This window comes from Actinomadura sp. J1-007, from assembly GCF_009793335.1.
In the GTDB taxonomy this organism is placed as follows: domain Bacteria; phylum Actinomycetota; class Actinomycetes; order Streptosporangiales; family Streptosporangiaceae; genus Spirillospora; species Spirillospora yumaensis.
In genome coordinates this window covers 1,246,981-1,259,897 of record NZ_WING01000002.1, presented here as the reverse complement: position 1 = coordinate 1,259,897, position 12,917 = coordinate 1,246,981, and the positions used below count along the sequence as shown (strand labels likewise).

Below are 12,917 nucleotides of genomic sequence, written 5' to 3'. Positions count from 1 at the left end.
TCCACCGTAGAACGAACTTGCACACCACGCAAAATTACAGGGGCTGCCAATTTACGTGATGTGCATCTCACCCGCGGAACGAGGTCGTACCGCGCGTTGATTTTGGACGCGCGCTCGGCGGGCATGGTGGCGTCAGCGCGGCGGCCCGCCGTGCCCCCTTCCCGGCGGACCGTCGTGCCCTCCTCGGGCGCGGCGCCCCTGGGCGCGGACGGCTACGGGAGGGGCAGGCCGACGTAGTTCTCGGCGAGCGACGTCGCGGCGGCCCGGGAGGACGCCACGTAGTCGAGATGCGAGCGCTGGAGCCTGCGCGCGAAGTCGTCGGCGTGCGGGTCGGCGTGCAGGAGCGTCGTCATCCAGTACGAGAAGTGCTCGGCCCTCCACACGCGCCGCAGGCACGTCTCCGAGTAGCCGTCGAGCAGGGTCTCGGAGCCCGACGCGTAGCGTTCGGCGAAGGCGCGGGCGAGGACGGTCACGTCGGAGACGGCCAGGTTGAGGCCCTTCGCGCCGGTCGGCGGGACGATGTGCGCGGCGTCCCCGGCCAGGAACAGCCGGTCGTGCCGCAGCGGCTCGGCCACGAAGCTGCGCATCGGCGTGATCGACCGGTCGGTGATCGGGCCCTGGCGCAGCTCCCAGCCGCCGCCGGTCGCGAACCGGGCGGCCAGCTCGTCCCAGATGCGCGCGTCGGGCCAGGCGGCGAGGTCCTCGTCCGGCGCGACCTGGAGGTAGAGCCGGCTGACCTTCGGCGAGCGCAGGCTGTGCAGGGCGAAGCCCCGGTCGTGGTGGGCGTAGATCAGCTCGTCGGTGGACGGCGGGACGTCGGCGAGGACCCCGAGCCACGCGAACGGGTACTCGCGCGAGAACGTCCGCACGCCCGGCACGGCGGGGCGGCTGACGCCGTGGAACCCGTCGGTTCCGGCGACGTAGTCGGCTTCGAGCGTGCGCGTCCGCCCGCCCTGCCGGTACGTCACCGTCGCGGCGGCCGGGTCGATCTCCACGGCCCGGGCCTCGAACCGCACGTCGCCGCCGTCCTCCAGCCGCCGGGCGACGAGGTCCTTGACGATCTCGGTCTGCGCGTACACGGTGACGGTGCGGCCGGTCAGCTCGGTCAGCGGGATCCGGTGCCCCGCGCCGCCGAACCGCAGCTCCAGACCGTGGTGGACGAGGCCCTCCCGGTCGAGCCGCTCCCCCGCCCCGCTCTCGCGCAGCACGTCGGTCGTGCCCTGCTCCAGCATCCCCGCGCGCTGGCGCCGCTCGACGTACGCCCGGTCGCGGCTCTCCAGGACCACCGAGGCGATGCCCCGGCGGTGCAGCAGGTGGGAGAGCAGCAGCCCGGCCGGCCCTCCGCCGATGATCGCGACCTGGGTACGCATCACGCCTCCTACCTCTCGTCGCCGGGGGACGTCCCGGCCGGGGAATCATTCCGGGCGTCGCCGCAGGCTCAGGCCCCGGCGTTCCGCTGGGCGGAAGGCCCGCCCCGCCAGTGTGCCGCGACGTCCCGGGAGAGCGCGCGGGCGGCGGTGGTGAGCGGCGGCAGCAGCCGCCGCACGTCGGCGCTCCGGGAGCGCGCGACCAGCGACAGCGCGGCGGCCACCGCCCCGTCGGCGTCGTGCACCGGGACGGCGACGGACGCCGCGCCGAGCGTCATCTCGTCGCGGGTGACCGCGTGGCCGGTGCGGCGCACCCGCTCCAGCGAGCGGCGCAGCTCGTCCGGGTCGGTGATCGTCCGGGCGGAGTGCCGGGCGAGCCCCTCCTCGATGATCCGCTCGCGGACGGGCTCGGGCGCGAACGCGAGCAGCACCTTGCCCGCCCCGGTCGCGTGCAGCGGCAGCGCCGCGCCGACCTGGGTGAGGACCGGCACCGAGCGCGTCCCGCGCAGCCGCTCGACGAACAGCGCCCGGCCGTCGCGCAGGACGGCGAGCTGCACGTTGTCGTGGGTCGCCTCGTACAGGTCCTCCATGTGCGGCAGCGCCAGCTCCCGCAGCCCGGTGACGGCCGGGGCCTGGCTGCCGATGCGCCACAGCCGGGTCCCGATGCGGTACGTGCCGTCCGGGACCCGTTCGAGGAACCCGCCGGCGACCAGCTCGCCGACGAGGCGGTGGCCGGTCGCGAGCGGCAGCCCGGCGCGGCGGCAGATCTCGCTGAGGTTGGGGCGCCCGGCCCCGGTGGCGAACGCGTCGAGGATCGCCATCACCTTGCCCGCCACGCTCGGCGGCCGAGCCCTGTCAGCCATCGTCTCCCCGGTCCCGGCCCCGCGCGGGGTCCCCCGCTATCCCTCTTCCGCCAGTACCCGCTGGGCGACGGCGAACGCCGAGTTGGCGGCGGGGACCCCGCAGTACACCGCGGTCTGGAGCAGGACCTCCTTGATCTCGTCCCTGGTCAGGCCGTTGCGCAGCGCGGCGCGGACGTGCATGGCCAGCTCGTCCAGGTGGCCGCCGGCGACCATGGCGGTCAGCGTGACGCAGCTGCGCGTCCGGCGGTCGAGGCCGGGGCGGGTCCAGATCTCGCCCCACGCGTACCGGGTGATGAGGTCCTGGAAGTCGGCGGTGAACCCGGTGGTGCGGGCCACCGCGCCGTCCACGTGCGCGTCGCCCAGCACCTCGCGGCGGACGGCCATGCCGGCCGCGTGCCGCCGCTCGTCGTCGGTGAGGGGCGGGTCGGCGGGGGCGGCGCCCGCGGGGGCCGGGTCCATCGGGCGGAGTCCCTTCCAGGTGCGGTCCAGATGCGCGGTGAGGGCGCCGGTCACGGGGCCGGGGCGTTCGACGTTGGCGAGATGGCCGGCGTTCTGGACGACGAGCAGCCCCGCGCCGGGGATCGTCCCGGCGAGGACGTCGGCGTGGCCGCGCGGCGGGGTCGGGCCGTCCTCGGCCCCGGCGACGACCAGCGTCGGTGCCTCGATCTCCGCGAGGCGTTCGGTGGCGTCGAACCGGGCGAGGGCCTCGCAGCAGGCCGCGTAGCCCTCGGGGTCGGCCGCGCGGAGCATGGCGACGTAGGGCGCGGCGCCGCCGAACGCCGGCGTGAACCAGCGCTGCGCCGCGGAGTCGGCCACCGGCCCGGTGCCCTCGCGGCGGACGAGCGCGGCGCGTTCGAGCCAGGGCTCGGGCGGTCCGAAGCGCGGCGAGGTGCAGCACAGCACGAGGCTCGCGACGCGCGCCGGATGGGCGAGGGCGAGCGCCGTGCCGACGGCGCCGCCGAGGGAGACCCCGGCGTAGGCGGCCCGTGCGATGCCGTACCGGTCCAGGAGCGCGGCGACCGCGTCCGCGAGGTCCTCGACGGTGAACGGCGCGCCGGGCGCGGGCGACCCGCCGTGGCCGGGCAGGTCGTAGCGGAGCGTGCGCCATCCGCCGAGCGCGGGGAGCTGCGGCGCCCACAGGTCGAGCGTGGTGCCGAGGGACGGCCCGAGGACGAGGACGGGCGCGCCGTCCGGGCCGTCGAGGCGGTGGTGCAGGTTCATGCGCGGGCCCCCTTCATGCGCGGGCCCTCGCGTACGCGGCGAGCGCCCGGTCGACGAGCTCGGGCGCGGCCCCGACGCCGACGCCCTCGGGGAGGACGCCGAGCAGGTCGTCCAGGTGCGCCCGCATCCGGGCGGGGCGGACCTCCAGCCCGTCCAGCAGCTCGGCGGCGGTCTCGGCGGCGCCGCCGGTGAGGCGCAGGCACTCGCGGAGCGGCTGCCACTCGGCGTGCCACTCCCCCGCGGGCCGTTCGTACGGGGCGGCCTGCGCGGCGAGCAGGACCTGCGCGTACGCGGGGACCTGGAGCGCCGCCGACCGGATCATGGCGGCGAGCGCGGGGTTGCGCTTGTGCGGCATGGCCGACGAGCCGCCCCGGCCGGGCGCGGCGGGCTCGGCGACCTCGTCGACCTCGCTCTGCGCGAGCACGACGACGTCGGAGGCGATCCGGCCGAGGGCCCCGGCGACGAGCGCGAGCGCCGAGCCGAGCGCGGCGACGGGCGTGCGGCGGGTGTGCCAGGGCAGCGCGGGCTGGGCGAGGCCGGTCTCCGCGGCGTACGCGGCGACCAGGTCGAGCGCCCGGTCGCCGTACGCGTCGAGGGTGCCGGCGGCCCCGCCGAGCTGGACCGGGAGCGCGACGGCGGCGAGGGCGGCGCGGGCGTCGAGCAGGCCGACGAGCCAGCCCGCGGCCTTGGCCCCGAACGTGGTCGGCATCGCCTGGCGGCCGAGGGTGCGGCCCGCCATCGGCGTGTCGCGGTGCTCCGCCGCGAGCCCGGCCAGCGCGTCCAGTGCCCGGTCGAGCGGGGCGAGGGCGGCGCGCCTGGTCCGGGCCGCGACGAGCATGGCGCCGGTGTCGACGATGTCCTGGCTGGTCGCGCCCCGGTGGACGTGCTCGCCCGCCGCGCCGGCGAGGCCGCGCAGGTCGGCGACCAGCGGCACCACGGGGTTGCCGGCGCCGCGGGCGCGGCGCGCCAGCCCGGCCAGGTCGAACCGGTCGGCGCGGGCGGCCCCGGTGATCGCGCGCGCGGCGTCGTCCGGGACGATCCCGAGGCGCGCCTGCGCGCGGGCCAGCGCGGCCTCGGCGTCCAGCATGGCCTGGAGCCAGGCGGCGTCGCCGGTGGCGGCCGCGGCGGCCGTCCCCGCGCGGACGGGCGACAGAAGCCCGACGTCGGCGGCGTCCGCCGGGGCCGGGCCGTCCGCCGGGTCCGCGGCGTCTCGCGGGCCGTCCGGGGAACGGTCAGTAGTACCCAAAGAACACCGTCTCCCGTTCGCCTTGGAGGTGGACATCGAAACGGTACGCCCCGTCGCCCTCACGCTCCGCGATCAGGGTGTCCCTGCGGGAGGCCGGGACGTCCGCGAGCACCGGGTCGCTCTCGTGGGCGGCGGCGTCCTCGGGGAAGTACAGCCGGGTGAAGACCGGCTTGAGCAGGCCGCGCGCGAAGACCAGGACGGCGATGTACGGGGCGGAGCCGCCGGTCGCGCCGGGCTTGACGGTGTCGAACCAGTAGCGTCCGGCCGGGTCGGTGCCGCACCGGCCGAAGCCCGAGAAGCCGCGCCCGCCGCGGCGCAGGCCGCCCTCGCGGCGCGGGATCGCGCCGTGCTCGTCGGCCTGCCAGATCTCCACGAGCGCGTCCGGGACGGTCACGCCCGCCCCGTCGAGCACCTGGCCGTGGACGCGGACCGCTCCGGGGCGCCACGAGGGGACCACCTCGGGCCCGCCCTCGTAGGGCAGCGCGTAGCCGAAGAACGGGCCGACCGTCTGGGACGGGGTCGGCGCGGGGGCCGGGGCCGGGTTGGGGGACGTCATCGTCACGCCTCCATCGGGGTGTCGCCGAGCACGATGTCCCACTGGTAGCCGAGCGCCCACTCGGGCTCGGTGGTGTCGAGGTCGAAGCGGGAGACGAGCAGGTCGCGGTCCTTCTGCTCGGGGATCGACCGCATGATCGGGTCGTGCGCGAACAGCGGGTCGCCCGGGAAGTACATCTGGGTGACGAGGCGCTGGGTGAACGCCGTGCCGAACACCGAGAAGTGGATGTGCGCCGGGCGCCAGGCGTTGTGGTGGTTGCGCCACGGGTACGCGCCGGGCTTGATGGTGACGAACCGGTAGCGGCCCTCGTCGTCGGTCAGGCAGCGGCCCGCGCCGGTGAAGTTGGGGTCGAGCGGCGCGGGGTGCTGGTCGCCGCCGTGCGCGTACCGGCCCGCCGCGTTCGCCTGCCACACCTCGACCAGCGCGCCGCGGACGGGGCGGCCCGAGCCGTCCAGCAGCCGCCCGGTCACGATGATCCGCTCGCCGAGCGGCTCGCCCGCGTGCCGCCGGGTCAGGTCGGCGTCGAGGGGGCCGAGCTCGGCGTGCCCGAAGACCGGGGAGGCCAGCTCGACGCTGTCGGGGCCGAGCTTCGGCATGACCGGCTCCCGGGCGGGCGCCCGCAGCACCGTGCTGGCGTAGCCGGGATACAGGTACGGGGGTGGGTCATGCCAGGTTCCCTTCTCGCTGGCCGCGCTCGCCGCGCCCCGTCCGGGACGGGAGCGGCGGTGCCGGGCCCCGGGGTCGGCGGCGCGGCCGGGGCGCTCCATGCGCTGTCCTGCCGCTGCCCCCACCCTGGCAGCGGTCGCGGCCGGTGGAAGCCCCGGGCTTCCACTCAGCGGAAAGAAGGGGGAGCGAGCGCGGTCAGGCGCCGGCGGGCACCTCCCCGGGCACGTCCCCGGGCGCCTCGGCCGGGAGCTCCTCGGGCAGCCCGAAGTGGCCGAACAGGCGCGTGTCGAAGAACGCCGAGACCTGCGCGATGCCCTCCGAGGTGACCGCCACGACCTGGAGCTGGAACGCCCGGTGCACGCCGTCGTCGCCCCGCCGGTACATCGCGAAGGCGGGCTGCCCGTTGGCGGCGGTCGGGACCATGCGCAGCTCGCCGGGGGTCGGGCCGCACTGGGCGCCGATGAGCCGCACGATGGTCTCGGCGCCGACGAACCACTCGGGGAACGGCGGCATCTCCCAGACCGCGTCCTTCTTGAACAGCTCGACCAGCGCCTCGATGTCGGCGCGCTCGAACGCCCGCGCGTACCGGTCGAGCAGCTCGCGCTGGCCGGGGTCGGTCGGCTCGACGAGGGCGTCGCGCTCGGGGGCGGCCTGCTGGAGCTGCGCCCGTGCCCGCTGGAGCGCGCTGTTGACCGACGCCGTGCTGGTCTCCATCAGCTCGGCGACCTCGGCCGCCTTCCACTTCAGGACGTCGCGCAGGATCAGCACGACGCGCTGGTTGGGCGGCAGGTGCTGGAGGGCGGCGACGAACGCCAGCCGGGTGGACTCCCGGGACGCCACGATGGTGGCCGGGTCGGCGGCGTCGGCGCCGATCACCGTGTCGGGGACGGGCTCCAGCCAGGGCACCTCGGGTGAGGCGACCACGGGCCGCTCGGGCTCGTCGCTCGGCGCGCCGAGCCCGGAGGGCATGGGCCGGTTGCCGCGCTGGTCGATCGCGGTCAGGCACACGTTGGTCGCGATGCGGTAGAGCCAGGTGCGCAGCGAGGAGCGCCCCTCGAAGCCGCCGTACGACCGCCAGGCGCGCAGGTAGGTCTCCTGCACCAGGTCCTCGGCGTCGTGGATGGAGCCGAGCATCCGGTAGCAGTGGGCCAGCAGCTCGCGCCGGTAGGGGTCGGCGAGGCTCTGGAAGTCGTGGTCCTGGAAGTCGTGGTCCTGGTCGATGGTGCTGTTGGCCATTGGTCGTCACCTTCGCTGGGCGGCAGGGCGGAGCGGCGCGGAGCCGGTCCGTCGGTGCCGACCGTAGGCGACCCCACCGACAGAACGGGCCGGAAGCCACATCCTAGGCGCTGACCTGCATGATCACGGCGGCTCCGGCCATCCCGTCCGGGAGGCTCAGAGCCAGTCGCGGCGCTTGAAGACGGTGTGGAGGACCAGGCAGACCAGCGCCATGAGCACGAGGGCGAACGGGTAGCCGAGGAGCCAGTGCAGCTCGGGCATGTGGTCGAAGTTCATCCCGTAGATCGTCCCGATCAGGGTCGGGGCGAACAGGATCGCGGCCCACGCGGAGATCTTCTTGACCTCCTCGTTCTGGGCGTAGCTGGCCTCGGTGAGGTTCTTCATCTCCTCGTTCTGCGCCTGCCCGACGAGGGTCGCGTTGACGGTCAGGATGTCCTGGAGGTTCTGCCGGAACCCGTCCACCCGCTCGACGGCGGTGGTGGCGTGGTCGGCGACGTCGCGCAGGAAGCGCCGCATCTCCTCGTCCACGCCGTACTTGTCGAAGCCCGCCGACAGCGCGCCGAGGATCGAGCCGAGCGGACGGGTCGCCCGCTGGAACTCGATGACCTCCCGCGACAGCTCGTAGATCCGCCGCGACACGTCGGGGTCGCCCCGGAACACCTCGGTCTCGATCTCGTCGATGTCGTTCTGGAGGCCCGCGACCACGGGCGCGTACCGGTCGACCACGGCGTCGAGGATCGCGTACAGCACCGCCTCCGGGCCGCGCGCCAGCAGCTCGGGGGTGCTTTCCAGCCTGCGCCGGACGTGCGACAGGTCGGGCGACTCGCTGTGCCGCACGGTGAGCACGAAGTCCTCGCCGAGGAACACGTGCAGCTCGCCGAAGTCGACCTCCTCGTCCTCGTCCAGGTACCGGGCCGCGCGCAGGACGACGAAGAGCGTGTCGCCGTAGCGTTCGAGCTTCGGGCGCTGGTGGGCGACGATCGCGTCCTCGACGGCCAGCTCGTGCAGCCCGAACTCGTCGGCGAGCGACATGAGCTGCGCCTCGTCCGGCCGGTACAGCCCGATCCACGCCATGCCGCGCTCGGTGTCGCGCAGGCAGCGGTACGTCTCGGCGAGGCTCTCCGGGGAGTGCTTGCGCACGCCGTCCACGTAGACGGCGGCGTCCACGACCCCTCCGCCCGCCGGGGGGCGGGGCTCGTCCTCGGCGCGCGGGTCCATCGAGCGCTCCGGCGCGTACTCCACGGTCCTGCCGCGTCCCGCCATGCGCTTCAGCGGGCGCAGGGCCCGTGCCCTCCGTTCAGCCATCGGCGACCTCCCCCAGGGGGCCTTCCCACGAAAACGGCAAAGATCCCGGCTCGGGGGACGCCTCCCCGGGCGCTCGCGCACGCGCTCCAGCCCCGTTCGCCGTGCGCTGCCGACCCCGCCCGCGTGCGTTGACAGCAACGATTCCCGCGTACGGGGCTGACACCTTCGGGAAACCCGGCATTCCCCGGCGCGAAACACTTCCGCCAGAACGGGTATGCCTGCACCCTGGAGTGCACATCATCCGCGGCCCGTACCCCTGGAGGGAAAGTGATCGCGAGACCGGAGGGCGGACCCCGGGTCGTCGTGGGGGTCGACGACTCCGCCGGGGCGCGCTGCGCCCTCTCCTGGGGCATCGGCGAGTCCCGGCTGCGGGGGCTGCCGATGCTCGTCGCCCACGCCGCGCCGCTGCCGCCGCACGTCTCGGCGGCCGGGCAGCTCGGCTGCGGCATCACCGAGGCGCTGCGCGGCGCGGGGGCCGAGCTGATCGCGCGCCTGCTCGCCGAGGTCTGCGACGGGCCGCCGCCCGGCGTCGACCTGACCGCGCTCGCGCTGGTCGGCGAACCCGGCGCGACTTTGGTCAGGCTCGCGGGCGACGACGACATCCTGGTCGTCGGGCACGGCAGCCGCGGCCCGGTGTCGCGCATGATCAGGCCGTCGGTGCGGCTGCACTGCGCCCGCCGGTCCCGCGCGACGCTCGTGTGCGTGCGCCCGCCCTCGCTGGACTCGCTGCTGGAGTCGCTCGCCGCGCGCGGCGACGCCGCGCCCGAGCAGGACAGACCCCGCTTCCGCCGGCTCGGCTGGCGGCTGCGCATGCCAAAGTAGACGATGCGCAAATACGTGATCGTCGGCGCGCAGGGCAGCGGCAAGGGCACCCAGGCGCTGCTGCTCGCCCGCGACCTCGACCTGGTGCACATCAGCGTCGGCGACATCTTCCGCTGGCACGTGCAGAACCACACCAAGCTCGGGGCCCAGGTCCGCAGGACCATGGCGGCCGGCGAGCTGGTGGGCGACGACCTGGTCGAACGGGTCGTCCGCGAGCGGCTGGAGCAGCACGACTGGAACTACGGGTTCGTCGTGGACGGCTTCCCGCGCAACCGGCGGCAGGCCGAGTTCTTCCTGGAGAGCTACGACCTCGACGGCGTGATCCACCTCGACCTGCCCGACGCCGAGGTGCGCCGCCGGGTCCTCGCGCGGCGGCTGTGCTCGCGCTGCGGCCTCGACTACAACCTCATCGCGCACCGTCCGAAGCGCGAGGGCCGCTGCGACGCGTGCGGCGGCGACCTGGTGATCCGCGAGGACGGCACCGAGGAGGCCCTCGCCGAGCGGCTCCGCCTCTACCACGAGAAGACCGACCCGGTGATCGAGCTGTTCGCGCGCAAGGAGTACGTGTTCACCGTGGACGCCCGCGACGAGATCGCCACCGTCCAGCGGAAGATCCGGGGCCACCTGTCCCTTCCCCCGTACGAGGGCTGACGTCCGTAGAGGGCGGGGGCGGGGACGGGGCGCGTGCGCGGCGCGGGTCAGGCCGGGGGCGTTCCCACTCGGCGAGGCGCAGTGCCAGGTAGAGGTCCACGCGGTCGGGGAAGCGGGACAGGTCCCGTCCGGTCAGCTCCTCCACGCGGCGCAGCCGGTACCGCACCGTGTTGACGTGGACGTGCAGGTCGGCCGCGCAGCGCTGCCACGAGCCCGAGCGGGCGAGGAACGCGGACAGCGTCGCGGTGAGGCCGGCCCCGTGCCGCGCGTCGTACGCCTCCAGCTCGCCGATCAGCCCGTCCCTGAACCGCCGCCGGATGCCGCGCGGCATCGACGCGATCAGCAGGTCCACCGAGTCGACGTCGTCGCCGGAGGTGACGGCGGCGGGGCCGGGGGCGAGCGCGGCGAGCCGCCGCGCGTTGCGCGCCTCCTGGAGGGCCTCGCGCGGGCCGAGGCCGCTGGAGGCGGTGCCGCTCACCCCGGCCGCGATCCGGCGGCCCGGCAGCGCGGCGGCGAGGAGCCGCGCCGCCGAACGCAGGCGCGCGGGCAGCGCGGCGCGCCCCTCGGCGTCCAGCCGTACGAGCGCGAGCGTCTCGTCCTGCCACTCGGCCACCGCCGCCGGGCCCCCGGCCGTGTCGGTGACCAGGTACGCGGCGACCGCGTGGCCGTCGCCGCCGCCCGCGACCGACACGGCCACGGCGACCGGGACGTCCCCGCCGCCGAGGTCCAGGTCCGCGAGCAGGTCCGCGATCTCGCGCGGCGAGCGGTCGTCGGTCAGCAGGCCCCGCACGAGCCGTCCGGACGGCGCGGGCGCCTGGTCCCGGCCGCCGCGGCGGGCGGCCTCCAGGCCGACGGCCGCCGCCAGGTCCGCCGCGACGCCGCCGAGGTCGGCGTCCCCGGCGTCCTCCACCGCGAGGAAGCACGCCGCCGGGGAACGGGGCAGGACCACGAGCGGCGCCAGCCCGAACGTCCGCCCCTCCGCGCGGGCGCGCCGGGCCCGGCCGCCGCCCCGGTGGAACAGCCCGGCCAGCTCGCCCGCGGGCACCTCGCCCGCGCCCGCGAGCACGCGGCCCGTCGGCCCGACGATCCAGCACGGCCGGTCCAGCTCCGCCGCCACCAGGTCCAGCGGCGGCTCGCCCGCGGCGACCGCCGCGAGCAGGGCGCCGCGCCGGTCGGCGGGCTCCCCCCACCGGCCGGTCATCACCCGCCGCGTCAGCGTCGCGAACGACACGTCCGCCGGGACCTCCAGCAGCGGCAGCCGGTGCCGCTCGCAGGCGTCCACCACGTCGGACGGCACCTGCCCGAGCGCGGCGGCGCCCGCGGCGAGCCCGACCGCGCCGCGCCGGGCGACGGCCGCCACGAACTCCTCCGAGTCCGCGGCGCCCCGCCGCCACATCAGCCCGGTCAGCACCAGCTCCCCGCCGGCCAGGTAGCGGCCCGGGTCGCGCAGGTCCGTCGTGAACACCCACCGGACGGGACGGTCCAGCAGGTCCGCGCCCGCCAGCACCCGCAGCCCGAGGTCCGGCGCGCCCGCCAGCCGCCGCAGCGTCGGCCCGGCCCCGCTCCCGGCCCCGGTCCCGCGGCCCGGCCCGCCCATGGCACCTCCCGGCTCCCCGGCCCCGGCCGTCACCCGCCCGCGGCCTCGTGCGACCACCACCGTGCGGCGGCCAGCCGGACCGCGTCAAGGATCTTCTCGTAGCCGGTGCAGCGGCACAGGTTCCCGGCGAGCGCCTCCCGGATGTCCTCGTCGGTCGGCGCGTACCCCTTGCGGACCAGGTCGTGCGCGGCGACCACGAACCCCGGCGTGCAGAACCCGCACTGCACCGCGCCCGCGTCCACGAACGCCCGCTGCACGAGGTCCAGGTCGCCGTCGTCGCCGAGCCCCTCGACCGTGACGACGTTGCGGCCGTCCGCCTGCCCCGCCGGGACCAGGCACGCGCAGGCCGGCACGCCGTCGAGGTAGACCGTGCACGACCCGCACTCGCCCTGCTCGCAGGCGTTCTTGCTGCCCGGCAGGCCGAGCCGCTCGCGCAGGACGAACAGCAGGCTCTCCTGCGCCCGCACGTCGTCGGCGGCGCGCTCCTCGCCGTTCACATGGCATGACATCCGCATCCGGTGGTCTCCTTCCGAAGTTCGGCCCACGCCCAGGTGAGCGTGCGGCGGGCGATGACGGCGAGGGCGTGCCGCCGGTACTGCGCGGTCCCCCGGACGTCGTCGATGGGCGCGGCGGCGTCCGCGACGAGCGCGCCGAACTCGCGGGCCAGGGCCGCGGGCAGGGCGGCGCGCGACTCCCAGTGGCCGCCCGCCTCCAGCTCCCCCGCGAGGAACCGCTCGGCCTCGGCCGCGCGGCGCGGGGTCGGCGCGGCGGAGCCGACGCCGGTCCCGGCGGTCCGCGCCTCCACGTCGAGCGCCAGCGCGAACGAGCACACGGCGATCACCATCGCGTTCCGGGTGCCGATCTTGGCGAACCGCTGCGGCCCCCGCGCCACCGGCACGCGCACCGCCGCGATCAGCTCGTCCGGCTCCAGCGCGTTGCGCTTCACGCCGGTGAAGAACGCGTCCGCGGGGATGTCGCGCGTGCCGCGGACCGAGGCCGCCTCGACGGTCGCGCCGGACGCGAGCAGCGGCGGGTGCGCGTCGCCGGCGGGCGAGGCCGAGCCGAGGTTGCCGCCGACCGAGCCGCGGTTGCGGATCTGCGGCGACCCGACCGTGCGGGACGCGGCGGCGAGGCCCGGCAGCGGGCCGCCCAGCCGGTTGACGATCCGGGTGTACGGCTCGGCGGCGCCCAGCCGGATGTGGCCGCCGTCGCGCTCCCACCCGGTCAGCTCGGGCACGCGGGACAGGTCGAGCAGCGCGGGCGGCCGGGCGCGGTCGAAGTTCAGCTCGACCATGACGTCGGTCCCGCCCGCGACGGGCAGGGCGTCGGGACGTTCGGCGCGGAGGGCGAGGGCCTCGGCCCAGCTCTCGGGTCGCAGGTGCTCCAC

At 76.1% G+C, this 12,917-nt stretch carries 13 protein-coding genes; 2 read left to right on the top strand and 11 right to left on the bottom strand.

Going from position 1 to position 12,917, the window contains the following annotated elements:
* Positions 1-212 precede the first annotated feature (212 nt).
* From GEV43_RS39650 to corA, 8 genes are all read right to left on the bottom strand, one after another.
* The gene (locus GEV43_RS39650) at positions 213-1,370 is read right to left on the bottom strand and encodes a 4-hydroxybenzoate 3-monooxygenase (RefSeq protein WP_160825755.1); all 1,158 of its coding nucleotides are present in this window, start codon (positions 1,368-1,370) and stop codon (positions 213-215) included.
* A 68-nt stretch (positions 1,371-1,438) separates the two neighbouring features.
* On the bottom strand, positions 1,439-2,230 hold the full coding sequence (locus GEV43_RS39645) for an IclR family transcriptional regulator (RefSeq protein WP_160825754.1): 792 nt from the start codon (positions 2,228-2,230) through the stop codon (positions 1,439-1,441).
* Between the two features lie 36 nt (positions 2,231-2,266).
* A complete protein-coding gene (pcaD, locus tag GEV43_RS39640; RefSeq protein ID WP_160825753.1) occupies positions 2,267-3,451 on the bottom strand; it encodes a 3-oxoadipate enol-lactonase in 1,185 nt (394 codons plus the stop codon).
* Positions 3,452-3,464: 13 nt separating this feature from the next.
* Positions 3,465-4,697, bottom strand: coding sequence for a 3-carboxy-cis,cis-muconate cycloisomerase (gene pcaB / locus GEV43_RS39635; RefSeq protein ID WP_241684214.1), 1,233 nt, complete (start codon positions 4,695-4,697; stop codon positions 3,465-3,467).
* Complete coding sequence (gene pcaG, locus GEV43_RS39630; protein WP_160826126.1) at positions 4,684-5,253, bottom strand: protocatechuate 3,4-dioxygenase subunit alpha; 570 nt, start codon at positions 5,251-5,253, stop codon at positions 4,684-4,686. Before pcaG ends, pcaB begins: the two co-directional genes overlap by 14 nt.
* Positions 5,254-5,255: 2 nt before the next feature.
* Complete coding sequence (gene pcaH, locus GEV43_RS39625; protein WP_175251004.1) at positions 5,256-6,020, bottom strand: protocatechuate 3,4-dioxygenase subunit beta; 765 nt, start codon at positions 6,018-6,020, stop codon at positions 5,256-5,258.
* Between the two features lie 94 nt (positions 6,021-6,114).
* Entirely contained in the window at positions 6,115-7,155 is a 1,041-nt protein-coding gene (locus GEV43_RS39620) for a sigma-70 family RNA polymerase sigma factor (protein WP_160825751.1), read from the bottom strand.
* A gap of 156 nt (positions 7,156-7,311) precedes the next feature.
* Positions 7,312-8,460, bottom strand: a complete 1,149-nt coding sequence (gene corA / locus GEV43_RS39615; RefSeq protein ID WP_160825750.1) for a magnesium/cobalt transporter CorA — start codon at positions 8,458-8,460, stop codon at positions 7,312-7,314.
* Positions 8,461-8,727: 267 nt separating this feature from the next.
* Here corA and GEV43_RS39610 point away from each other — a divergent pair, with 267 nt between their 5' ends.
* Both GEV43_RS39610 and GEV43_RS39605 read left to right on the top strand, forming a co-directional pair.
* Positions 8,728-9,282 carry a universal stress protein gene (locus tag GEV43_RS39610; protein WP_160825749.1) on the top strand — a complete coding sequence of 185 codons (555 nt, stop codon included), beginning with the start codon at positions 8,728-8,730 and terminating at the stop codon, positions 9,280-9,282.
* Positions 9,283-9,285: 3 nt separating this feature from the next.
* Positions 9,286-9,933 carry a nucleoside monophosphate kinase gene (locus GEV43_RS39605; RefSeq protein WP_160825748.1) on the top strand — a complete coding sequence of 216 codons (648 nt, stop codon included), beginning with the start codon at positions 9,286-9,288 and terminating at the stop codon, positions 9,931-9,933.
* Here the strand turns inward: GEV43_RS39605 and GEV43_RS39600 are convergent.
* From GEV43_RS39600 to GEV43_RS39590, 3 genes are read right to left on the bottom strand one after another with little or no spacing between them, the layout of a single operon-like run.
* Entirely contained in the window at positions 9,851-11,530 is a 1,680-nt protein-coding gene (locus tag GEV43_RS39600) for a PucR family transcriptional regulator (protein ID WP_160825747.1), read from the bottom strand. The two genes, GEV43_RS39605 and GEV43_RS39600, sit on opposite strands and share 83 nt — an antisense overlap.
* 29 nt (positions 11,531-11,559) lie before the next feature.
* A complete protein-coding gene (locus GEV43_RS39595) occupies positions 11,560-12,045 on the bottom strand; it encodes a (2Fe-2S)-binding protein (protein WP_160825746.1) in 486 nt (161 codons plus the stop codon).
* Positions 12,024-12,917: a xanthine dehydrogenase family protein subunit M gene (locus tag GEV43_RS39590; protein WP_160825745.1), complete on the bottom strand. Its 894-nt coding sequence runs from the start codon at positions 12,915-12,917 to the stop codon at positions 12,024-12,026. Before GEV43_RS39590 ends, GEV43_RS39595 begins: the two co-directional genes overlap by 22 nt.